Below are 21,543 nucleotides of genomic sequence, written 5' to 3'. Positions count from 1 at the left end.
GTGGGAGAGGGCATCGCCGGGTGGCGCTGCGCTTACCCGGCCTACAAATACTACGAATACTTCTTCGTGCGCCGGGTGGGCGCAGTATTTGCCGGATCGTCCGGCCAGACATGTTTGGGATAACGCCCTTTCATCTCTTTTTGCACCTCGCGATAGCTCCCGGCCCAGAAAGCACCCAAATCGCGGGTGATCTGCAGCGGACGCTGGGCCGGTGACAGTAGCTCCAGCACCAGCGGCACCCGCCCCTGGGCAATGGCAGGCGTGGTCGCCTCGCCAAACATCTCCTGCATCCGTACCGCCAGCGCCGGAGGATTATCTTCATGATAACGAATGGCTATCCGGCTGCCGGTCGGCACAGTGTAATGCCCCGGAAGCTCGGTATCCAGACGTTGACGTAACGACCAGTCGGTTAAGTTCTGTAACGCCGCCTTCACATCCAGCGCTTTCAGCGCGCGCAGGGAGTGTACGCCACTCATTTGCGGCAGTAACCAGTTTTCCAGATCTGCCAGCAGCGAGGCATCGTCCACCGCGGGCCAGTCGTACTCCGGCAGCCACCTGGCCGCACAGTGTAAACGGATCCGGAACTGCTCCGCCTCCGGGGTCCAGTTCAGCACGCTGAGCCCTCTGTCGCGGATGCCGTTGAGCATCGCCTGATGCAGCTCCTCTTCCGAGGGCTTCGCCAGCGGTCTGACGTTCACCGTCAGGCGGCTAATCTGCGTGCGCCGCAGCGCCTTCAGGGTGCCCTGCGCCTCATCCCACTCCACGGTGTCGGACTGCTCCACCAGATCGGGGCAAGCACCGATCAGGGCATCGATATCCACGGCCAGGCCCAACAAAATGCGCGCGTCCGGCGACTGGCTGCCCTGCAGCAGCAGCGGGGCAATCAGCCACTCGTGACGGGTCATGGCGTCGTCGCTCTGCAGCATCGCCCCCATGCCGTTTGCCAGCTGGTAGCGGCCATCCAACCCGCGACGCCGGGCGATGCGGTCGGGAAACGCCTTCGCCAGCAGCGCGGGCACCCGGTCGCTGTCCGGCGCCCCGCCCCGGCTGTTCAGTCGCGAACTCAGCTGCCGGGCGCGCTGCTGCCACTCCGGCTGATTGCGGGAGAAGGCCTGGGCCAGATCGCTGCTGGCCCCGCGCGGCGGCTGTTCAAGGATAGCGGCCAGTTTTGCCGCCGTCGCAATATCATCCTCATCCGACGCGCTGGCCAGCATCGCCGCCAGCCGCGGATCGTTGCCGAGCTTCGCCATCTTCTGACCAAAGGCGGTAAGCTGCTCCCCGGCCAGCGCCCCAAGCTGGGTTAACAAACGACGGGCCGCCGCAAGGTTAGTCGCTGGCGGCAGATCCAGCCAGTTTAACTGCGACGGATCCCGGCAGCCCCACTGCAGCAGCTCCATCAGCAGGCCGCTGAGATCGCTTTGCATGATTTCAGCTGTACCCTGCGCCGCAGCGCGCTCAGCCTGCTCAAACGGCGTGAGATGCAGGCAGATGCCCGGCTCCAGTCGCCCGGCACGCCCGGCGCGCTGGGTCATCGACGCCTGGCTGACGCGCTGGGTCAGCAGGCGGGTCAGGCCGGTGCGAGGGTCGAAATTCGCCACCCGCTCCTGGGCGGAGTCCATCACCAGCCGGATGCCTTCGATGGTCAGGCTGGTTTCGGCGATATTGGTCGCCAGCACCACTTTGCGCTGTCCTGCCGGGGCGGGCAGGATCGCTTTACGCTGCTCGGCAAGCGACAGCGCGCCGTACAGCGGGCAGAGCACCACGTCATCGCCCACGCGACGCGCCAGCTGCTCCTGCACGCGCTGGATCTCAATCACGCCCGGTAAAAACAGCAGCAGCGAGCCCGGCTCCTGACGCAGCAGCTCGGCGGTCGCCACTGCCACCGCCTCGTCAAAGCGCAGCTGGGACGACAGCGACTGATAGCGGCGCTCCACCGGGAAGGTGCGGCCCTCAGAGATAAGGGTCGGCGCGTCCGGCAGCAGGCGCTGGAGCCGCTCGTTATCCAGCGTCGCGGACATGATCAGCAGCTTAAGATCGTCGCGCAGCCCCTGCTGAACGTCCAGCAGCAGCGCCAGGGCAAGATCCGCCTGCAGGCTGCGCTCGTGGAATTCATCGAGGATCACCAGCCCCACGCCGGTCAGCTCGGGATCGTGCTGCAGCATGCGGGTGAGGATCCCTTCGGTGACCACCTCCAGCCGGGTGTTCTCCCCGACGCAGGTTTCGGCCCGCATCCGGTAGCCAACCGTCTCCCCGGGCTTTTCGCCCAGCAGCTCCGCCAGACGCTGCGCCACGTTACGGGCCGCGATCCGGCGCGGTTCAAGCAGGATGATTTTGCCGTTGACCGACCCCCCGGCCAGAATTTGCAGCGGCAGCCACGTCGACTTCCCCGCACCGGTTGGCGCGTTCAGCAGAACCTGGGGGGCGTGTTGTAACGCGAGAAGGAGATCGGGAAGGACAGCAGCGACCGGCAACAAGGACACGAATGGCTCCAGAGGGTTAACTTTAGACGGCGTACATTGTAGCATCGCCACAATTCATTACCGAGTACCCCGTATGTCCGAGTCAAAAAGGTTGTTCTTTGCCATTGAAATGCCTGCCCCGATCCAGCGGCAGATCGTCCGCTGGCGCGCCGACCATTTTGCACCGGAAGCGGGCCGCCCGGTGGCTGCCGCCAACCTGCACCTGACGCTGGCGTTTTTAGGGGATGTCAGCCCTGAAAAGCAGCAGGCGCTGGCGGCGATGGCCGGACGCATCCGCCAGCCGGGATTTACCCTGACCCTGGACGATGCCGGACAGTGGTTGCGCTCCCGCGTGGTGTGGCTGGGAACCCGCCAGCCGCCGCGGGGGCTATTGCAGCTGGCCAACATGCTGCGGGCCCAGGCGGCGCGCAGTGGCTGCTATCAGAGCCCGCAGCCCTTTCATCCGCATATCACGTTACTGCGCGACGCCAGCCACGCCGTCGCCATTCCGCCGCCGGGCTTTCAGTGGACGTTTCCGGTGAAGGAATTTGTCCTCTATGAGAGCCGTTTTGCCGGCGGGCGCACGCGCTATACGCCGCTTCAGCGCTGGACGCTGACCGAATAACAAGGAATCTGCATGCAGTTTACCCCTGCCCTACAACCCGCCACGCTGGTGCAACGCTATAAACGTTTTCTGGCCGACGTGATAACGCCGGAAGGCGTTGCCCTGACCCTGCACTGCCCCAATACTGGGGCGATGACCGGCTGCGCCACGCCGGGCGACACGGTGTGGTACTCCACCTCCACCAATATCAAGCGCAAATACCCGTACACCTGGGAAATAACCCAGACCGCCGACGGAGAATATATTTGCGTGAATACGCTGCGGGCAAACCAGTTGGTCAAAGAAGCGATTAGTCTGGATTTAATTCCTGAGCTGTGCGGCTATAAGACCCTAAAAAGCGAAGTGAAATATGGCAGCGAAAGCAGCAGAATTGACTTTATGTTGCAGGCAGACGATCGCCCCGAGTGCTATATTGAAGTGAAATCAGTGACGTTAGCTGAAAAGGACAATGGCTATTTTCCGGACGCGGTGACGCTGCGAGGGCAGAAGCACCTCCGGGAGCTCATAAGTGTAGCGGCGGCGGGCAAACGCGCCGTGCTGTTGTTTGCGGTTTTACATAGCGCAATTGCACGCTTTTCACCTGCCCGCCATATTGACCCTAAGTACGCGCAACTGTTGAATGAGGCACAAAAGCAGGGGGTGGAGGTTTTGGCTTATAAAGCGGAACTTTCTGCCGATAATATGACTCTGAGATCCGCTCTTCCCGTCTCGTTATAAAGGGGGCTGAGCGTTGGCTAATAAGTATTCTGGTCGTGTGCGCAAATACGCTTTTCCTCACAGGCTTGTCAAGTGTTACGTTTAGATAATTGCCATCTGGAAAAGCATCTGCTATTTATAGCGGCCTGATTTTTCCCCCAACACGGGGATCGATAGTGCGTGTTAAGGAGAAGCAACATGCAAGAAGGGCAAAACCGTAAAACATCGTCCCTGAGTATTCTCGCCATCGCTGGGGTGGAGCCGTATCAAGAGAAGCCGGGCGAAGAGTATATGAACGAAGCCCAGCTGTCGCACTTCAAGCGAATTCTTGAAGCATGGCGTAATCAACTCAGGGATGAAGTCGATCGCACCGTTACACATATGCAGGACGAAGCGGCTAACTTCCCGGATCCGGTAGACCGTGCCGCCCAGGAAGAGGAGTTCAGCCTCGAACTGCGTAACCGTGACCGCGAACGCAAACTGATTAAGAAGATTGAGAAGACGCTGAAAAAAGTCGAAGACGAAGATTTCGGCTTCTGCGAGTCCTGCGGTGTCGAAATCGGCATTCGTCGTCTGGAAGCCCGTCCAACAGCCGACCTGTGCATCGACTGCAAAACGCTGGCAGAAATCCGCGAAAAACAGATGGCCGGTTAATTCCAGCCCTGTCATAACGCTATCACAGGCGGGAGTCCTCTCCCGCCTGATTACTTTCTGCGCTGTATAATTATGCCTGCTGACTATATTGGGCGCTTCGCGCCATCCCCTTCTGGCGAACTGCATTTTGGCTCGCTCATTGCCGCGCTTGGCAGCTATCTGCAAGCCCGTTCCCGACAGGGTATCTGGCGTGTGCGAATTGAAGATATCGACCCTCCTCGTGAAGTTCCCGGTGCAGCAGAGACTATTCTGCGTCAGCTGGAACATTACGGCCTGCACTGGGACGGTGACGTGCTGTGGCAGTCCCAACGGCACGACGCCTATCGCGAACGCCTTGCCTGGCTGCACGCCCAGGGTCTCTCGTATTACTGCACCTGTACCCGCGCCCGCATTCAGAGCGTCGGGGGCGTCTATGACGGCCACTGCCGCACGCTGCATCACGGCCCGGAAAACGCGGCGGTGAGAGTGGTGCAGGAGCATCCGGTGACCCGCTTTACCGATCGCCTACAGGGTGAACTCCACGCCGATGCGCGCCTGGCGGGAGAGGATTTTATTATCCACCGGCGGGACGGGCTGTTTGCCTATAACCTGGCGGTCGTGGTGGATGACCATTTCCAGGGGGTGACCGAAATTGTTCGCGGGGCGGATCTGATTGAACCTACCGTGCGGCAGATTTCGCTCTACCAGCTGTTTGGCTGGCCGGTTCCTGACTATATTCATCTGCCGCTGGTGGTGAATGAAAAAGGGATGAAACTCTCGAAACAGAATCATGCCCCCGCATTACCGACCGGCGATCCTCGCCCTGTTCTTATCAATGCTTTACAATTTCTAAACCAGGATGTAACAAATGAGTGGCAGGATCTGCGCACCGACGAATTGCTGGAAAAAGCGGTCTCCCGCTGGTCGCTAAATAGCGTGCCGAAAATCCAGCATTCTCAAATGCGTCTCGCTGAGCTATGATTAGCCGCTATTTTTTGTCCTGAATTCTGAAACACACACTACCGAGGTGTACTATTTTTACCCGAGTCGCTAATTTTTGCCGTAAGGTGCTGAGCCGCGATGAGAGCATGGCGGACGACGTCATTGTTCAAAATACGATGTCGGTTATTCCGCGCGAGCAGCATGCTATTTCCCGCAAAGATATCAGTGAAAACGCCCTGAAGGTCCTTTATCGTCTGAATAAAGCTGGCTATGAGGCGTATCTCGTTGGTGGCGGGGTGCGTGACTTACTGTTAGGCAAAAAGCCAAAAGATTTTGACGTGACCACCAGCGCCACGCCTGAGCAGGTGCGCAAATTATTCCGCAACTGCCGCCTGGTTGGCCGCCGCTTCCGTCTTGCCCACGTCATGTTTGGGCCTGAGATCATCGAAGTGGCCACCTTCCGTGGTCATCACGAAGGCACCCCATCAGACCGTACGACCTCTCAACAGGGTCAGAACGGCATGCTGCTGCGTGACAACATCTTTGGTTCTATCGAAGAAGATGCCCAGCGTCGCGATTTCACCATCAACAGCCTTTATTACAGTGTGGCTGACTTTACCGTCCGCGATTTCGTCGGTGGCGTACCGGATCTGAAAGCCGGCGTGATCCGCCTGATCGGCAACCCGGAGACGCGCTACCGTGAAGATCCGGTGCGTATGCTGCGTGCCGTGCGGTTCGCCGCCAAGCTGGATATGCGCATCAGCCCTGAGACCGCCGAGCCGATCCCGCGTCTGGCGACGCTGATCAACGATGTGCCTCCGGCGCGTCTGTTTGAAGAGGCGCTGAAGCTGCTGCAGGCGGGCCACGGCTTTGCCACCTACCAGCTGCTACGCGAATACAGCCTGTTCCAGCCCCTGTTCCCAACCATTACGCGCAACTTCACCGAACAAGGTGACAGCGCGATGGAACGTATCATTGACCAGGTGCTGAAGAATACCGATAACCGCATTCAGAACGATATGCGCGTTAATCCGGCGTTCCTCTTTGCGGCGATGTTCTGGTATCCGCTGCTGGAAACGGCGCAGAAGATTGCCCAGGAAAGCGGCCTTGCCTACTACGATGCCTTCGCGCTGGCCGCCAACGACGTGCTCGATGAAGCCTGCCGTTCGCTGGCGATCCCGAAACGCATTACCACGCTGGTACGTGATATCTGGCAGCTTCAGCTGCGGATGTCCCGTCGTCAGGGTAAACGCGCCTGGAAGTTAATGGAGCATCCAAAATTCCGCGCCGCTTACGATCTGATGGCCCTGCGTGCCGAAGCCGAAAACAACCGCGAGCTGCAGCTTCTGGTGCAGTGGTGGGGTGAATTCCAGGTTTCCGCCCCGCCGGCGCAGAAAGACATGCTCACCGACCTCGATGAAGAGCCAGCCCCGCGTCGTCGTCACCGTCGTCCACGCAAGCGCGCCCCACGTCGCGAAGGCGCGGCATGACGCTTGCGTATATTGCCATCGGCAGCAATCTGGCCTCTCCGCTGGAGCAGGTTAATGCTGCCGTCCAGGCGCTGGGCGACATCCCGCAGTCCCGCGTTGTCGCCCTCTCCGCATTTTATCGCACCCCTCCGCTGGGCCCGCAGGATCAGCCCGACTACCTGAACGCCGCCATCGCGCTGGAAACGAACCTTAGCGCCGACGCGCTGCTGGACAACACCCAGCGCATCGAGCTGCAGCAGGGGCGCGTACGTAAGGAAGAGCGCTGGGGACCGCGTACTCTGGATCTCGACATCATGCTGTTTGGCGATGCGTTGATTAACACCGAACGCCTGATTGTGCCGCATTACGACATGAAAAATCGCGGCTTTATGCTCTGGCCGCTGTTTGAAATTGCCCCCGATCTGCTCTTCCCCGACGGTGAAAGCCTCCGCGCCCTGCTGGCGCAGCTGAACGCCGAAAAACCTGCCCGCTGGTAACAGCAAATTTCTGTTTATTAACCACGAAATATTTGTGGTTAATCGGTTGCCTAAAATCATTGTTCCCTCGAATGTTACTGTTAGAATGCGCACAGATTCGCTTTGGGCTATCAGGAAACAGTATGAAACCAACCACCATCGCCACCTTGCAGAAATGCAAGCAGGACAAGCAGCGCTTCGCCACCATTACGGCCTATGACTACAGCTTCGCAAAACTCTTTGCCGAAGAGGGTATCAACGTCATGCTGGTCGGCGACTCGTTAGGGATGACGGTCCAGGGACATGACTCCACCCTGCCAGTGACGGTAGACGATATTGCTTATCACACCCGGGCGGTGCGCCGCGGGGCACCGGCCTGCCTGCTGCTCGCCGATCTGCCGTTTATGGCCTACGCCACGCCGGAGCAGGCGTTTGAAAGTGCCGCCACCGTAATGCGCGCCGGGGCCAACATGGTCAAAGTGGAAGGCGGCGCCTGGCTGGTTGACACCGTCCGCATGCTGACCGAGCGCGCGGTGCCGGTTTGCGGTCATCTGGGATTAACCCCGCAGTCGGTCAATATCTTTGGCGGCTACAAGGTGCAGGGGCGCGGTGACGCTGCCCAGACGCTGTTTGATGATGCGCTGGCCTTAGAAGCCGCAGGCGCACAGCTGCTGGTGCTGGAGTGCGTGCCGGTGGCGCTGGCGAAACGCATCACCGAGGCGCTCTCTATTCCGGTGATCGGCATTGGTGCCGGTAACGTCACCGACGGCCAGATCCTGGTGATGCACGATGCGTTTGGTATTACCGGCGGGCACATCCCGAAATTTGCGAAGAATTTCCTTATCGACGCAGGCGACATGCGCGGCGCAGTCAGGCAGTATATTGCCGACGTTGAATCGGGTGTTTACCCGGGTGAAGAACACAGTTTCCAGTAAGGAGTCTTGTTGTGCTAATCATTGAAACCCTGCCGCTGCTGCGCCAGCATATTCGCCGCCTGCGCCAGGAAGGTAAACGTATCGCGCTGGTGCCTACCATGGGCAACCTGCATGACGGTCATATGAAGCTGGTGGACGAAGCCAAAGCCCGCGCCGATGTGGTGGTGGTGAGTATTTTCGTCAACCCGATGCAGTTTGACCGCGCCGACGACCTGGCCCGCTACCCGCGCACGCTGCAGGAAGATTGCGAGAAGCTGAAAAAGCATCAGGTTGATTTCGTCTTCTCCCCGGCCCCGAATGATGTCTATCCGAAGGGCACCGAAGAGACCACCTTTGTGGATGTGCCGGGCATCTCCACCATGCTCGAAGGGGCCAGCCGACCGGGTCATTTCCGCGGCGTCTCTACCATCGTCAGCAAGCTGTTTAACCTGGTGCAGCCGGATATCGCCTGCTTCGGTGAGAAAGACTTCCAGCAGCTGGCGCTGATCCGCAAGATGGTGGCCGACATGGGCTACGACATTGACATCGTTGGCGTGCCCATCGTGCGCGCCAAAGACGGCCTGGCGCTGAGCTCGCGCAACGGCTATCTGACGCCAGACCAGCGCAAAATCGCGCCGGGCCTGTACAAAGTGATGAGTGCCATGGTCGAAAAGCTGCAGCAGAAAGCGCTCAGCAGCGAAGAGATTATCGCCATTGCCGAACAAGAGCTGAATGAAAAAGGTTTCCGGGCTGATGATATTCAGATCCGCGATGCCGATACGCTGCTGGAACTGTCTGCCACCAGCAAACGCGCGGTGATCCTGGTTGCTGCGTGGCTCGGTCAGGCGCGCCTGATCGACAATACTGTCGTTGAACTGGCTCAGTAACTATTGAGCTGCTAGATAGCTAACGGATTAGTTTCCCTCCCCACTTGCGGGCAAGTGGGTTACGAAGAAGAGTAAAGGTAACATCATGATTCGCAAAATGCTGCAAGGTAAGCTTCACCGTGTGAAGGTCACTCAGGCCGATCTGCACTATGAAGGCTCCTGCGCGATCGATCAGGATTTTCTCGACGCGGCGGGTATTCTTGAAAACGAAGCCATTGATATCTGGAATGTGAGCAACGGCAATCGTTTCTCAACCTATGCTATCGCGGCAGAACGGGGCTCTAAAATCATCTCCGTGAACGGTGCGGCAGCGCACTGTGCCAACGTGGGTGACATCGTCATCATCGCAAGCTTTGTCATGATGTCCGACGAAGAGGCCCGCCGCTGGCAGCCGAAAGTCGCCTACTTCGAAGGCGACAACGAGATGAAACGCACCGCGAAAGCGATCCCTGTCCAGGTTGCCTGATCCTACCCCCGCGGCTGATTGCTGATCAGCCGCGACATGGTCTCTAAAGAATCCGTTCTGAGAACGTACAAGCGCTTCAGTAAGAACGGATTATCTCCCGGTTTCACCTTCCCTTTTACCGTCGTCACCGCCAGGTGGAAACCGGCATCATTCGCCGCTTTCACCGCGATATCGTTGTAGCCGCCAAACGGGTACGAGAGGTAGAGCACGTGCGGGTTAAACTGCGCCAGCGCCCGACGGGAGTGTTTGAAATCCATCAGGATATTGTGATAGCTGCGGCTCAGCAGGATCGGATGGCGATTCGCATCCACCCGGTGCAGGAAATGGGTGTGCGACTGCACGTCAAACACATCCTGGATCTCCCGCAGCTCGGAAATGCTCATAAACTGCAGCGACTTCGGATCCCATTTCAAAGGATGGGCTTTGATCCGCGAGGAGATAATAAACGCCGTGGCGTGAAAGCCGTATTGCTTCAGGATCGGCCAGGCATAGCGGCTGACCGATTTCAGGCCGTCGTCAAAGGTGATCACCACCGCCCGGGCCGGCAGGTTCATCTTATTGCGTACGTAGCCTTCGAGCTGATACAGGGTCAGCGTGGCGTACCCCTGGTCACGTAGCCAGGCCATCTGGTTGTTGAAGGCGCGGACGCTGGTGGTGGTTGAGGTATGGCGGAAACGGGTGTTCTCTTCGTCACGCAGAATATGGTGATAGGTCAGCACCGGCAGGCCGTTATCCTCCTGCGCATCCAGGCTGCTGACCCAGGCCAGGCGGTTGGCGATGCGGATCTGATACCAGGTCTGATTCAGGCGATCCTTGAGCTTGTTGAGGATCGGATAACGCAGATTGTCCGCCAGGGTGCCGAACGGGGCGCTGCCTGCGCTGGGCGCGTTGTAGACCGGAGTATCCTTCCAGGTGATCAAGTTCTGGTTGCTGAGCGGCTTGTTCAGATCGCCAAGGCTATCCTCCACCCGCTGTTTCCCCTGCACCTCGCCCAGATGCCCTTTGTCGATAAAGCCGGTGCCAAAGCCAAAGCGAAACTCATAGTAATCCGCCGACGTAGGAACGACCGCCACGATCTGCCCGGCACGCACGTTGCCCACCGTCACGACGTTGTTGCCCACCTGCGCCCAGATAGCCGCATCTTCGGTGGTTTGCATATAGCGGGCCGGAGCCCCTTGCTGGCTTAACAGACTGGCAGATGCGCCGCCGGAGATCAGCAGCAGAAGCAGGAAAAGGATGCGCGCGGACATAGTTGAAAGTTATTCAGGACGAAAATCGGACGCCATTGTAACAAAAGCGTCAGCAATACCAATGCTTAATATTTCTCCAGCCCGTGGAGCAGGACAAAGGGCGGGTTTTTCTGCTGCTGATGCCACAGGCTGCTGACGTCCGGCGCGCCGCGGGCCACGATGGTGTCGCGAAAGCCGCTGCTGTCGGTCATTTCACGCAGGGGATACATCATCTCCAGCAGCGGCAAGCTGATGCCGGAGATCACTTCGCAGTTCTCATGCTTGTGGCTCAGTAACGCTGCCGCGCGATACGGCGCCGCGCCGGAGATATCGGTCAGAAAGATCACCCCGTCACCGCTGTCGACCTGATGCTGGGCATCGCACAGCATGCGGCTGAGCATATTACTGCTGAGGCCACGCCAGAAATTCACCACCTGGCACTGCGCCAGCGGCCCAAAGCGGACGGCGAGTTGATCCGCCATCTGCTGCGCATGTTCATCATGACACGTTATTACCCAACCCAGCATCGTCACCTCTCATCAGAAAGGGGTAGTTTAGCGGCAGGGTGAAGATTCGGGGGTGACTGTGGTCAATAAAGCAGCCCGGCAGCAGAACGCCGCCGGGCCTGAGGATTAGCTGCGCAGTCCGCGTCCGCGCTGGATCAGGTTCCAGCACAGCAGGTAGAAGGCAACGATAAAGATCACCAGCACGCCAACGGTGGTCGCCAGCGGCACGTCGGAAATCCCGAGGAAGCCAAAGCGGAAGCCGCTGATCATATAGACGATCGGGTTCAGGTGTGACAGCCCCTGCCAGAACGGCGGCAGCAGCGTCAGGGAGTAGAACACCCCGCCGAGATAGGTCAGCGGCGTCAGGACGAAGGTCGGGATCAGGCTGATGTCGTCAAAGGTTTTGGCGAACACCGCGTTCAGCAGGCCCGCCAGCGAGAACAGTACCGCTGTCAGCAGCAGCGTCAGGCCGACAAACAGCCAGGAGTGAACCTGGAACGGCACGAAGAACAGCGAAATGGCCGTGACCAGCACGCCAACGCAAAGCCCGCGCGCCACCCCGCCGCCGACGTAACCGGCGATGATAACGTGCGTAGGCACCGGGGCCACCAGCAGCTCCTCAATGTTGCGCTGGAACTTGGCGCTGAAGAACGACGATGCCACGTTGGCGTAAGCGTTGGTGATCACCGCCATCATGATCAGGCCCGGCACGATAAACTGCATGTAGGTGAAGCCGTGCATCTCACCGATCCGCGAGCCGATCAGGTTGCCGAAGATAATAAAGTAGAGGGTCATGGTGATCACCGGCGGCACCAGGGTCTGGATCCAGATGCGCATAAAACGGTTGATCTCTTTGGCCCAGATACTTTTCAGCGCCACCCAGTAAAGCTGCATCATGCGCGATCTCCTTGTTTCTCATGGACCAGCGAGACGAACAGCTCTTCCAGTCGGTTTGCTTTGTTACGCATACTTAATACCTGAATCCCCTGCTGGCTCAGCTGGCTGAAGACGCTGTTGATCCCCTGCTCGCGCAGCACTTCCACTTCCAGCGTTGAGGTATCCACCAGGCGGTACTGATAGCCTTCCAGCTTCGGCAGCGGGCTTTTCGCCGCCAGATCGAGAATAAAGGTTTCTGATTTCAGCTTGGAGAGCAGCGCTTTCATCGAGGTGTTTTCCACCAGCTCGCCGTGCTGAATGATGCCGATGTTACGACAAAGCATCTCAGCCTCTTCCAGATAGTGGGTGGTGAGGATGATCGTGGTGCCTTTGTCGTTCAAATCCTTCAAAAAACCCCACATCGAGCGGCGAAGTTCAATATCCACCCCGGCGGTAGGCTCATCCAGAATCAGCAATTTTGGCTCATGCATCAGGGCGCGGGCAATCATCAGACGACGCTTCATGCCGCCGGATAACATCCGCGCACGTTCGTTGCGCTTTTCCCACAGATCGAGCTGTTTAAGGTATTTTTCGCTGCGCTCGACCGCCTCTTTACGTTCCACGCCGTAGTAGCCCGCCTGGTTGACCACAATCTGCTGAACGGTCTCAAACGGATTGAAGTTAAACTCCTGCGGTACCAGCCCCAGCTGGCGTTTGGCGTTGACCACGTCTTTCTCCAGGTCGTAGCCAAACACGCTTACCCGGCCGGAGGTTTTATTCACCAGCGAGCTGATAATCCCAATGGTGGTCGATTTACCTGCCCCGTTAGGCCCCAGAAGCGCATAAAAATCACCGGCTTCTACTTTGAGATCTATGCCGCGCAGCGCCTGGACGCCCCCCGGATAGGTTTTTTTAAGTTGCTCAAGCTCAAGTGCAATCGCCATGAATTAAACTTACCTATAGTTCTGACACACGTTGTGTGGTTTCATTAAAAGTCGGGTTACCCTATAGTAGCGCAACGCAATCACTCGGTTACAGGCCGTTAGCCTCCATGAATGACATAGATACACTCATCAGCAATAACGCACTATGGTCAAAGATGCTGCTGGAAGAAGATTCCGGATTTTTTGAGAAACTGTCTAAAGCGCAGAAACCCCGCTTTCTCTGGATTGGATGCTCTGACAGCCGCGTGCCGGCTGAACGTCTGACCGGCCTCGAACCTGGCGAACTGTTCGTCCACCGCAACGTTGCAAACCTGGTGATCCACACCGACCTGAACTGCCTGTCGGTGGTGCAGTATGCCGTTGATGTTCTTGAAGTGGAACACATCATTATTTGCGGTCACTACGGCTGCGGCGGCGTCCAGGCAGCGGTTGAAAACACGGAACTGGGCCTTATCGACAACTGGCTGCTGCACATTCGTGATATCTGGTTCAAACATAGCTCACTGCTGGGGCAAATGCCGCAGGAGCGTCGCCTGGATACCCTGTGCGAACTGAACGTGATGGAACAGGTCTACAACCTGGGCCACTCCACTATTATGCGCTCAGCCTGGAAACGCGGGCAGAAAGTGACGATCCACGGCTGGGCCTACGGTATTCATGATGGCCTGCTGCGGGATCTGGACGTAACCGCCACCAACCGGGAAACCCTGGAGCAGCGCTACCGTCAGGGCCTGTCCAACCTCACCCAGAAGCACGATAACCACAAATAAAAAAGCCGGGTGGCGGCTTCGCCTTACCCGGCCTACAACGGCACGTCCCGTAGGCCCGGTAAGCGGAGCGCCATCGGGCAATACCCACCTTATTCGTCCAGCAGCACCACTTTGCCGACATACGGCAGATGGCGATAGCGCTGGGCGTAGTCAATGCCGTAACCCACCACGAATTCATCCGGGATCGAGAAACCAACAAACTCCACGGGAACGTTCACTTCACGACGGGTCGGTTTGTCCAGCAGGGTGCAAATCGCCAGCGATTTAGGGCCACGCAGGCTGAGAATTTCGCGTACTTTTGACAGGGTGTTACCGGAATCGATGATGTCTTCCACGATCAGGACATCTTTACCGCGAATGTCTTCATCCAGGTCTTTGAGAATTTTCACATCACGGGTGGTCGACATGCCGCTGCCATAGCTGGAGGCGGTCATAAAATCGACTTCATGGGACACCTGCACTTCGCGGCAGAGATCGGCCATAAACATGAAGGAACCGCGTAACAGACCCACCAGCACCATTTCGCTGCCGCTGTCTTTGTAGTGTTCGGTGATCTGACGACCGAGTTCGGCGATACGCGCTTTGATCTCCGCTTCCGGGATCATCACTTCAACAGTATGTTTCATTTTACTAACCGTATGATTTTATAACGAATTTCTCAATGCCGATGGATTCGCGTCCGGCATCGCTTCATAAGCCCTGAAGTATACCAGCAAATGAATCCTCCTGGCGCATCAGTTCATAAAAGCCAGATTTGTGATTCCGATCACACTTGTTAAAGCCTATAATTAATTGCTACTAAATAATTAACAAACTTATAGAGTGTCTTTTATGGCGGAAACAAAAATCCAACATTCACGTTTACTCGTGAGGCTAACAGCGCTGTTCGCTGCATTCTGCGGACTGTATCTGTTAATCGGCGGGGTGTGGCTGGTGGCCATTGGTGGCTCCTGGTACTACCCGGTTGCAGGCATCGTCATGCTTGGCGTGACGTTCCTTCTATGGCGCAGTAAACAATCGGCACTGTGGCTCTACGCTGCTCTGCTGCTGGCTACGATGATTTGGGGCGTATGGGAAGTCGGCTTTGACTTCTGGGCCCTGACGCCGCGTAGCGATATTCTGGTCTTCTTCGGTATCTGGCTGATCCTGCCCTTCGTCTGGCGTCGCCTGCTGGTGCGCTCCAGCGGTGCGGTTGCCGCGCTGGTGGTGGCATTGCTGATCACCGGCGGAATGCTGACCTGGGCGGGCTTTAACGATCCGCAGGAAGTGAAAGGTACCCTGAATGCGGATTCAACCCCTGCGGCGGCGATCTCTGAGGTAGCCGATGCCGACTGGCCTGCCTACGGGCGTAACCAGGAAGGTCAGCGCTACTCCCCGCTGAAACAGATTAATGCCGATAACGTGCACAATCTGAAAGAAGCCTGGGTATTCCGTACCGGCGATCTGAAACAAGCGAACGATCCGGGCGAACTGACCAACGAAGTGACCCCGATTAAAGTGGGCAACATGCTCTACCTGTGTACCGCCCACCAGCGTCTGTTCGCGCTTGATGCGGCCACCGGTAAAGAGAAATGGCATTTCGATCCGCAGCTGAAAACAAACAATCAGTTCCAGCACGTGACCTGCCGTGGCGTCTCTTATCACGAAGCACGCGCTGATAACGCCAGCCCTGAAGTGATCGCCGACTGTCCGCGTCGCATCATGCTGCCGGTGAACGACGGTCGTCTGTTTGCCCTTAACGCTGAAACCGGCAAGCTGTGCGAAACCTTTGCAAACAAAGGCGTGCTGAACCTGCAGACCAACATGCCGGATCAGACCCCGGGTCTGTATGAGCCGACTTCCCCGCCAATCATCACCGATAAAACCATCGTGATTGCCGGTTCGGTAACGGATAACTTCTCCGTTCGCGAAACCTCTGGCGTGATCCGCGGCTTTGACGTCAACACCGGTAAGCTGCTGTGGGCCTTCGATCCGGGTGCGAAAGATCCAAACGCTATCCCGTCGGATGAACACACCTTCACCTTCAACTCGCCAAACTCCTGGGCACCTGCTGCCTATGACGCGAAGCTGGACCTGGTTTATCTGCCGATGGGCGTGACCACGCCGGATATCTGGGGTGGCAACCGTACGCCGGAGCAGGAGCGTTACGCCAGCTCTGTCGTGGCCCTGAATGCGACCACCGGGAAACTGGCGTGGAGCTACCAGACCGTTCACCACGATCTGTGGGATATGGATATGCCGTCCCAGCCGACGCTGGCCGACATTACCGTAAACGGTAAAACCGTACCGGTGATCTATGCTCCGGCCAAAACCGGCAACATCTTCGTGCTGGACCGTCGTAACGGCGAGCTGGTAGTTCCTGCACCGGAAAAACCGGTTCCGCAGGGTGCGGCGAAAGGCGACTACGTCACTAAAACCCAGCCGTTCTCCGATCTGAGCTTCCGTCCGAAGAAAGATCTCAGCGGGGCGGACATGTGGGGCGCCACCATGTTCGACCAGCTGGTGTGCCGCGTAATGTTCCATCAGATGCGCTATGAAGGCATCTTCACCCCGCCGTCCGAGCAGGGTACGCTGGTGTTCCCGGGTAACCTGGGGATGTTCGAATGGGGCGGTATCTCCGTTGATCCGAACCGTCAGGTGGCGATTGCCAACCCGATGGCGCTGCCGTTTGTCTCTAAGCTGATCCCACGTGGCCCGGGCAATCCGATGGAACAGCCGAAAGACGCGCAGGGTACAGGTACTGAATCCGGCATTCAGCCGCAGTACGGCGTGCCGTATGGCGTAACGCTGAACCCGTTCCTGTCTCCGTTTGGCCTGCCGTGTAAACAGCCTGCCTGGGGTTATATTTCAGCGCTGGATCTGAAGACCAACCAGGTCGTCTGGAAAAAACGTATTGGTACGCCACAGGACAGCATGCCGTTCCCGATGCCGATCCCGGTACCGTTCAATATGGGTATGCCGATGCTGGGTGGCCCAATCTCCACCGCCGGTAACGTGCTGTTCATTGGTGCGACCGCGGACAACTACCTGCGCGCATACAATATGAGCAACGGTGAAAAACTGTGGCAGGGACGTCTGCCAGCCGGTGGACAGGCCACACCGATGACCTATGAAGTGAATGGCAAGCAGTTCGTTGTCATCTCTGCAGGTGGTCACGGTTCGTTTGGTACGAAGATGGGCGACTACATTGTTGCTTATGCGCTGCCTGACGACGCGAAGTAACTAAAAAGCCGGGTGGCGGCTACGCCTTACCCGGCCTACGGTTCGTGCACATCTTGTTTTGTAGGCCCGGTAAGCGTTAGCGCCACCGGGCTTTTTTACACCGTGAACCCCAGCATCATCCCGGTATCTTCATGCTCCAGCAGATGGCAGTGCGCCATATAGGCGTACTCTTTCGGCGCGTCATGATCGAACTTCACTAGCACCTCGCTCACCCCACCCTCTACGCGTACCGTGTCTTTCCAGCCCGCACGATGTACCGCTGGCGGCCTGCCGTTTTCCGTCAGGATGCGGAACTGGGTACCGTGAATATGGAATGGATGCAGCATCATGTCGCCCTCGCCTGAGATCACCCAGCGCTCGTACTGCCCTTTGGCAGCAGCAAACTGCGGGGTGTGCATATCGAAGGCTTTGCCGTTAATCCGGTTGCCGTTATGGAAATCAAACCCGTGCATGCTGTGATCCATCTGTCCGTGATTCATATGGCCCATCTGGCCGTGATGCATCCCCGCCATCGCCTGGTCGCCATACTTCTTCATCAATGCCTGCATGCCCATCATATCGAGCATCGGATCCATCGACAGCTGGAGCTTGCGCTGGGTCACTCCTTCGAGCGACGGCAGAACGGGCATTTTGGCCAGCGTATCCGGCAACGCGCCCGAGGCGGTGACCAGCAGCGGCTGAATGCGCAGCACCGGCTGCGGTTTATCGAAGGGCGCCACCGCCATCCCCATCTGGCTCACCGGCAGAGTAATCAGGTCAAACGGCTTGCCGTCGCTGATGTCCACCAGCACTTCAAAACGCTCGCCCATCAGCATCGGCAGTTCGGTCACTTTAACCGGCTCAGCCAGCAGCCCGCCGTCGCTGGCGACGACGTATAGCGGTCGCTTATCGCTGGCGGCGAAGTTGAGCGAGCGGGCGTTACAGCCGTTGAGCAGTCGCAGGCGCAGCCAGCCTTTCGGCGCATTGTGCTGGGGGTAAATCGCTCCGTTGGTCAGCAGGGTGTCGCCAAACCAGCCCACCGCGGCGCTCATCACATCCAGCTGATAGTCAATTTGCCCGTCGGCGGTAAATTTCTTGTCCTGCACGACAACCGGCACATCGTCGATGCCCCACTGCTTCGGCAGGCGCAGCAGGCGGCTTTCGTCATCGTCAATCAGGACCAGCCCGGCTAATCCCATCGCCACCTGATGCCCGGTCTTGCCGTGCTGATGGGGATGGAACCAGCAGGTTGCCGCCCGCTGATCCGGCGTAAAGGTCACCGTCCGCTGGCCGCCTGGCTTAATGATGCCGTGCGGGCCGCCGTCTACCTCTCCCGGCACTTCCAGACCGTGCCAGTGGACGGTGGTCTCTTCGTTCAGGGTGTTGTGGATGTTAACGGTCAGCGCTTTTCCCTTGCGCAGCTGGATAGCCGGGCCCAGCAGGTTGCCGTTATAGCCCCAGGTGGTGGCGTTGTGTGGTCCAAACGTGGTTTTGCCCGCCTGCACCACCAGGCGCACCTGATTACGCGCATCCGGGGTGAGTAAATTCGGGATCGGCAAAACGGGCCGCTCGGCGGCAAAAGCCGCGCGGCTCCAGAGCGGAAGCGCACTGGCGACACCCAGGGCGGCAGAATATTTTAAAAAATCACGGCGTTGCATGTTCATCTCCTTATTCGCAGCAGTCGATCTCCTGAGCATAAACCCTCCCCTTGCCGGAAGGTCAAGAAAAGCAGCAATAATAAAGATCGTCGCACCGGCGGGAAGTGTGCTAACGTTGAATTTCCGTGACGTATTGGTAGAAGCAATGAAGACGTTTTTCCGAACAATCCTGTTCACCACACTAATGATGGGCTGCGCAAACAGCTATGCGCTGAGTGAAAATGAAGCCGAAGATATGGCGGATTTAACGGCGGTGTTTGTGTTTCTGAAAAACGACTGCGGCTACCAGAACTTACCTAACGGCCAGATCCGTCGCGCACTGGTCTTTTTTGCTCAGCAGAACCAGTGGGATCTGAGCAACTACGACAGTTTCGATATGAAAACCCTCGGTGAAGACAGCTACCGCGATCTCAGCGGCATCGGCATCCCTACAGCAAAAAAATGTAAAGCCCTGGCTCGCGACTCGCTGAGCCTCCTCGCCTACGTTAAGTAACTCTTCTCCCGATGCCCCTTTGCTGAATTTATGACCGTGCAACCACGGTCATTGTTAGCTATGATGTTGCCCCCGTTTTAAGCGGGTGTTAACAAAGGAGGTATCATCCCATGGCCGAAAAAAATGTGTGGCATGAAACGCTGCATGACCATTTTGGGCAGTACTTTGCCATTGATAACGTGCTCTATCATGAGAAAACCGATCATCAGGATCTGATCATTTTCGAAAACGCGGCCTTTGGCCGGGTGATGGCGCTGGATGGCGTGGTGCAAACCACCGAACGTGATGAATTCATCTATCATGAAATGATGACTCACGTCCCGCTGCTGGCGCACGGCAACGCGAAACATGTCCTGATCATCGGCGGCGGCGACGGCGCTATGCTGCGCGAAGTGTCCCGCCACAAATCCATCGAAAGCATCACCATGGTCGAGATCGACGCTGGCGTGGTCTCCTTCTGTCGCCAGTATCTGCCTAACCACAATGCCGGTAGCTACGACGATCCGCGCTTCACGCTGGTCATCGACGATGGCGTTAATTTTGTTAACCAGACGACGCGCACCTTCGATGTGATCATCTCCGACTGCACCGACCCGATTGGGCCAGGGGAGAGCCTGTTTACCTCGGCGTTCTACGAGGGCTGCAAACGCTGCCTGAATCCCGGCGGTGTCTTTGTGGCGCAGAACGGCGTCTGCTTCCTGCAGCAGGACGAGGCCATCGACAGCCACCGTAAGCTGAGCCACTACTTTACTGACGTCAGCTTCTACCAGGCGGCGATCCCGACCTACTACGGCGGCGTGATGACCTTTGCCTGGGCGACGGACAACGAAGCCCTGCGCCATCTCTCTACCGGCATTATTCAGGCGCGCTTCCAGCAGGCGAATCTGGCCTGCCGCTACTACAATCCGGCCGTGCATACCGCAGCCTTTGCCTTACCACAATATTTGCAAGATGCTCTGAGGGGGTGAATGAATTGAAAAAGCTGAAACTGCATGGCTTTAACAACCTGACCAAAAGCCTGAGTTTTTGTATTTACGATATCTGCTATGTAAAAACGGCGGAAGAGCGCGATGGTTATATCGCCTATATCGATGAACTCTATAACGCCAACCGACTGACCGAGATCCTGTCAGAAACCTGCTCTATTATCGGCGCCAATATCCTGAACATCGCCCGTCAGGATTATGAACCCCAGGGTGCCAGCGTGACCATTCTGGTCAGCGAAGAGCCCGTTGATCCTGGGCTCATCGACCATACCGAGCACCCCGGCCCGCTGCCGGAGGCGGTGGTTGCCCATCTCGATAAGAGCCATATCTGCGTGCATACCTACCCGGAGAGCCATCCTGAGGGCGGGTTATGTACCTTCCGCGCCGATATAGAAGTCTCGACCTGCGGCGTGATCTCCCCGCTCAATGCGCTGAATTACTTAATTCATCAGCTTGAGTCTGACATCGTGACCATCGACTATCGCGTGCGCGGCTTTACCCGTGATATCAACGGTATGAAGCACTTTATCGATCATGAAATTAACTCGATTCAGAACTTCATGTCCGAGGATATGAAAGCGCTGTATGACATGATGGATGTAAACGTCTATCAGGAGAATATCTTCCATACCAAGATGCTGCTTAAGGAGTTCGATCTTAAGCACTACATGTTCCATACCCGGCCGGAAGATTTAAGCGAAGAAGAGCGCAAGGTCATTACCGACCTGCTGTGGAAAGAGATGCGTGAAATTTACTACGGCCGCAATATCGCGACCGTATAAGACCCGTCTGGAGCAGGGACGCTCCTGATATTATTTCTGTTTCACAAACTCGCGGTAGGCCGCTACCACCTGCAGAAAATCCTCTACGCCGCACAGCGACAGGCTCTCTTCATCGTAGTAGCTCATCCCCTCTTCCATCTCGTCGCCGGAAAACTCCAGCTGATTGGCGCGAACCATGACCTCTTCGCCGTCCATCCACAGCGTGTATTCATGGCCGGCACGTTGCCAGGATCGTTCACTGCCTTTTACCGTGCGTGCAGCCTGTTCCACTTCATCGAGCAGGCTCAGGTTCTCTTTCACTTCCTCATTGAACCAGTGACCGACCACTTCGTGGCCCATCGACATACGCACTTTCACCACACCGGTGATATCACGCAGAAATTCGTAATCCATAGTATTTTCCTCTGCAAAGCTCTTGCAGTAATTATCGCAGCCCGGAGGAAGAAAAAAAGCGGAACGGGTGGAAGGAATGAAAATAAAAAATACCCCTCACCCTGGCCCTCTCCCCAAAGGGGAGAGGGTGTAATTGTT

22 protein-coding genes are annotated in these 21,543 nt (G+C 57.4%); 14 read left to right on the top strand and 8 right to left on the bottom strand.

Annotated features, from left to right (window positions below):
- Window positions 1-50: 50 nt before the first annotated feature.
- Window positions 51-2,480 carry an ATP-dependent helicase HrpB gene (gene hrpB, locus FFB58_RS16485; protein ID WP_138370457.1) on the bottom strand — a complete coding sequence of 810 codons (2,430 nt, stop codon included), beginning with the start codon at window positions 2,478-2,480 and terminating at the stop codon, window positions 51-53.
- Between the two features lie 73 nt (window positions 2,481-2,553).
- Here hrpB and thpR point away from each other — a divergent pair, with 73 nt between their 5' ends.
- The 9 genes from thpR (at window position 2,554) to panD (ending at window position 9,567) form a co-directional block, all read left to right on the top strand.
- Entirely contained in the window at window positions 2,554-3,084 is a 531-nt protein-coding gene (gene thpR, locus FFB58_RS16480) for an RNA 2',3'-cyclic phosphodiesterase (protein ID WP_138370456.1), read from the top strand.
- A 12-nt stretch (window positions 3,085-3,096) separates the two neighbouring features.
- Entirely contained in the window at window positions 3,097-3,801 is a 705-nt protein-coding gene (gene sfsA / locus FFB58_RS16475) for a DNA/RNA nuclease SfsA (RefSeq protein WP_138370455.1), read from the top strand.
- 177 nt (window positions 3,802-3,978) lie between these two features.
- The gene (gene dksA / locus FFB58_RS16470; protein WP_012016093.1) at window positions 3,979-4,434 is read left to right on the top strand and encodes an RNA polymerase-binding protein DksA; all 456 of its coding nucleotides are present in this window, start codon (window positions 3,979-3,981) and stop codon (window positions 4,432-4,434) included.
- 72 nt (window positions 4,435-4,506) lie between these two features.
- Window positions 4,507-5,394, top strand: coding sequence for a tRNA glutamyl-Q(34) synthetase GluQRS (gene gluQRS / locus FFB58_RS16465; protein WP_138370454.1), 888 nt, complete (start codon window positions 4,507-4,509; stop codon window positions 5,392-5,394).
- Between the two features lie 53 nt (window positions 5,395-5,447).
- Complete coding sequence (pcnB, locus tag FFB58_RS16460) at window positions 5,448-6,845, top strand: polynucleotide adenylyltransferase PcnB (RefSeq protein ID WP_205735744.1); 1,398 nt, start codon at window positions 5,448-5,450, stop codon at window positions 6,843-6,845.
- Window positions 6,842-7,321: a 2-amino-4-hydroxy-6-hydroxymethyldihydropteridine diphosphokinase gene (gene folK, locus FFB58_RS16455; RefSeq protein ID WP_138370453.1), complete on the top strand. Its 480-nt coding sequence runs from the start codon at window positions 6,842-6,844 to the stop codon at window positions 7,319-7,321. The genes pcnB and folK overlap by 4 nt, the downstream gene beginning before the upstream one ends.
- Window positions 7,322-7,443: 122 nt before the next feature.
- On the top strand, window positions 7,444-8,235 hold the full coding sequence (panB, locus tag FFB58_RS16450; RefSeq protein ID WP_039030332.1) for a 3-methyl-2-oxobutanoate hydroxymethyltransferase: 792 nt from the start codon (window positions 7,444-7,446) through the stop codon (window positions 8,233-8,235).
- A gap of 11 nt (window positions 8,236-8,246) precedes the next feature.
- On the top strand, window positions 8,247-9,101 hold the full coding sequence (gene panC, locus FFB58_RS16445) for a pantoate--beta-alanine ligase (RefSeq protein WP_138370452.1): 855 nt from the start codon (window positions 8,247-8,249) through the stop codon (window positions 9,099-9,101).
- 85 nt (window positions 9,102-9,186) lie between these two features.
- Entirely contained in the window at window positions 9,187-9,567 is a 381-nt protein-coding gene (panD, locus tag FFB58_RS16440) for an aspartate 1-decarboxylase (RefSeq protein ID WP_039030334.1), read from the top strand.
- Between the two features lie 2 nt (window positions 9,568-9,569).
- Here panD and FFB58_RS16435 read toward each other — a convergent pair whose 3' ends face one another.
- The 4 genes from FFB58_RS16435 to FFB58_RS16420 form a co-directional block, all read right to left on the bottom strand.
- Window positions 9,570-10,817 carry a polysaccharide deacetylase family protein gene (locus FFB58_RS16435; protein ID WP_138370451.1) on the bottom strand — a complete coding sequence of 416 codons (1,248 nt, stop codon included), beginning with the start codon at window positions 10,815-10,817 and terminating at the stop codon, window positions 9,570-9,572.
- Between the two features lie 65 nt (window positions 10,818-10,882).
- Window positions 10,883-11,323 carry a PTS sugar transporter subunit IIA gene (locus FFB58_RS16430; RefSeq protein ID WP_138370450.1) on the bottom strand — a complete coding sequence of 147 codons (441 nt, stop codon included), beginning with the start codon at window positions 11,321-11,323 and terminating at the stop codon, window positions 10,883-10,885.
- A 105-nt stretch (window positions 11,324-11,428) separates the two neighbouring features.
- Window positions 11,429-12,199 (bottom strand): ABC transporter permease, encoded by a 771-nt coding sequence (locus FFB58_RS16425; protein WP_032616576.1) that lies wholly within the window; start codon window positions 12,197-12,199, stop codon window positions 11,429-11,431.
- Window positions 12,196-13,122, bottom strand: a complete 927-nt coding sequence (locus FFB58_RS16420; RefSeq protein WP_039030337.1) for an ABC transporter ATP-binding protein — start codon at window positions 13,120-13,122, stop codon at window positions 12,196-12,198. The genes FFB58_RS16425 and FFB58_RS16420 overlap by 4 nt, the downstream gene beginning before the upstream one ends.
- 107 nt (window positions 13,123-13,229) lie before the next feature.
- Here FFB58_RS16420 and can point away from each other — a divergent pair, with 107 nt between their 5' ends.
- Entirely contained in the window at window positions 13,230-13,892 is a 663-nt protein-coding gene (gene can / locus FFB58_RS16415; protein WP_039030338.1) for a carbonate dehydratase, read from the top strand.
- A gap of 89 nt (window positions 13,893-13,981) precedes the next feature.
- Here can and hpt read toward each other — a convergent pair whose 3' ends face one another.
- Window positions 13,982-14,518: a hypoxanthine phosphoribosyltransferase gene (gene hpt, locus FFB58_RS16410; protein ID WP_138370449.1), complete on the bottom strand. Its 537-nt coding sequence runs from the start codon at window positions 14,516-14,518 to the stop codon at window positions 13,982-13,984.
- Window positions 14,519-14,723: 205 nt separating this feature from the next.
- On the opposite strand from hpt, the gene FFB58_RS16405 reads away from it, so the two are divergent.
- A complete protein-coding gene (locus FFB58_RS16405; RefSeq protein WP_138370448.1) occupies window positions 14,724-17,114 on the top strand; it encodes a glucose/quinate/shikimate family membrane-bound PQQ-dependent dehydrogenase in 2,391 nt (796 codons plus the stop codon).
- Between the two features lie 95 nt (window positions 17,115-17,209).
- Here FFB58_RS16405 and cueO read toward each other — a convergent pair whose 3' ends face one another.
- Complete coding sequence (cueO, locus tag FFB58_RS16400; RefSeq protein ID WP_138370447.1) at window positions 17,210-18,751, bottom strand: multicopper oxidase CueO; 1,542 nt, start codon at window positions 18,749-18,751, stop codon at window positions 17,210-17,212.
- A gap of 145 nt (window positions 18,752-18,896) precedes the next feature.
- Between cueO and FFB58_RS16395 the strand changes: the two genes are divergently transcribed.
- The 3 genes from FFB58_RS16395 to speD all read left to right on the top strand — a co-directional run bounded on the left by FFB58_RS16395 (window position 18,897) and on the right by speD (window position 21,012).
- Window positions 18,897-19,244, top strand: a complete 348-nt coding sequence (locus FFB58_RS16395) for a YacC family pilotin-like protein (RefSeq protein WP_039030342.1) — start codon at window positions 18,897-18,899, stop codon at window positions 19,242-19,244.
- A 110-nt stretch (window positions 19,245-19,354) separates the two neighbouring features.
- A complete protein-coding gene (gene speE, locus FFB58_RS16390; protein ID WP_138370446.1) occupies window positions 19,355-20,212 on the top strand; it encodes a polyamine aminopropyltransferase in 858 nt (285 codons plus the stop codon).
- A 5-nt stretch (window positions 20,213-20,217) separates the two neighbouring features.
- Window positions 20,218-21,012 (top strand): adenosylmethionine decarboxylase, encoded by a 795-nt coding sequence (gene speD, locus FFB58_RS16385; RefSeq protein WP_039030344.1) that lies wholly within the window; start codon window positions 20,218-20,220, stop codon window positions 21,010-21,012.
- Between the two features lie 30 nt (window positions 21,013-21,042).
- Here speD and yacL read toward each other — a convergent pair whose 3' ends face one another.
- The gene (yacL, locus tag FFB58_RS16380; protein WP_039030345.1) at window positions 21,043-21,405 is read right to left on the bottom strand and encodes a protein YacL; all 363 of its coding nucleotides are present in this window, start codon (window positions 21,403-21,405) and stop codon (window positions 21,043-21,045) included.
- Window positions 21,406-21,543: the final 138 nt, after the last annotated feature.

Origin of the sequence: Enterobacter sp. MF024 (assembly GCF_005843915.1) — a bacterium.
In the GTDB taxonomy this organism is placed as follows: Bacteria; Pseudomonadota; Gammaproteobacteria; order Enterobacterales; family Enterobacteriaceae; genus Enterobacter; species Enterobacter barmai.
Note: the sequence above shows the minus strand (reverse complement) of the source record. Positions and strands in the feature narration are given on the sequence as shown.

What these genes read in the sequence shown, in the direction of transcription:
- thpR (WP_138370456.1), top strand. Translation starts at nt 2,554, where the DNA reads ATGTCCGAGTCAAAAAGGTTGTTCTTTGCCATTGAAATGCCTGCCCCG.
- sfsA (WP_138370455.1), top strand. Translation starts at nt 3,097, where the DNA reads ATGCAGTTTACCCCTGCCCTACAACCCGCCACGCTGGTGCAACGCTAT.
- dksA (WP_012016093.1), top strand. Translation starts at nt 3,979, where the DNA reads ATGCAAGAAGGGCAAAACCGTAAAACATCGTCCCTGAGTATTCTCGCC.
- gluQRS (WP_138370454.1), top strand. Translation starts at nt 4,507, where the DNA reads ATGCCTGCTGACTATATTGGGCGCTTCGCGCCATCCCCTTCTGGCGAA.
- folK (WP_138370453.1), top strand. Translation starts at nt 6,842, where the DNA reads ATGACGCTTGCGTATATTGCCATCGGCAGCAATCTGGCCTCTCCGCTG.
- panB (WP_039030332.1), top strand. Translation starts at nt 7,444, where the DNA reads ATGAAACCAACCACCATCGCCACCTTGCAGAAATGCAAGCAGGACAAG.
- panD (WP_039030334.1), top strand. Translation starts at nt 9,187, where the DNA reads ATGATTCGCAAAATGCTGCAAGGTAAGCTTCACCGTGTGAAGGTCACT.
- FFB58_RS16435 (WP_138370451.1), bottom strand. Translation starts at nt 10,817, where the DNA reads ATGTCCGCGCGCATCCTTTTCCTGCTTCTGCTGCTGATCTCCGGCGGC.
- FFB58_RS16430 (WP_138370450.1), bottom strand. Translation starts at nt 11,323, where the DNA reads ATGCTGGGTTGGGTAATAACGTGTCATGATGAACATGCGCAGCAGATG.
- FFB58_RS16425 (WP_032616576.1), bottom strand. Translation starts at nt 12,199, where the DNA reads ATGATGCAGCTTTACTGGGTGGCGCTGAAAAGTATCTGGGCCAAAGAG.
- FFB58_RS16420 (WP_039030337.1), bottom strand. Translation starts at nt 13,122, where the DNA reads ATGGCGATTGCACTTGAGCTTGAGCAACTTAAAAAAACCTATCCGGGG.
- can (WP_039030338.1), top strand. Translation starts at nt 13,230, where the DNA reads ATGAATGACATAGATACACTCATCAGCAATAACGCACTATGGTCAAAG.
- hpt (WP_138370449.1), bottom strand. Translation starts at nt 14,518, where the DNA reads ATGAAACATACTGTTGAAGTGATGATCCCGGAAGCGGAGATCAAAGCG.
- FFB58_RS16405 (WP_138370448.1), top strand. Translation starts at nt 14,724, where the DNA reads ATGGCGGAAACAAAAATCCAACATTCACGTTTACTCGTGAGGCTAACA.
- cueO (WP_138370447.1), bottom strand. Translation starts at nt 18,751, where the DNA reads ATGCAACGCCGTGATTTTTTAAAATATTCTGCCGCCCTGGGTGTCGCC.
- FFB58_RS16395 (WP_039030342.1), top strand. Translation starts at nt 18,897, where the DNA reads ATGAAGACGTTTTTCCGAACAATCCTGTTCACCACACTAATGATGGGC.
- speE (WP_138370446.1), top strand. Translation starts at nt 19,355, where the DNA reads ATGGCCGAAAAAAATGTGTGGCATGAAACGCTGCATGACCATTTTGGG.
- yacL (WP_039030345.1), bottom strand. Translation starts at nt 21,405, where the DNA reads ATGGATTACGAATTTCTGCGTGATATCACCGGTGTGGTGAAAGTGCGT.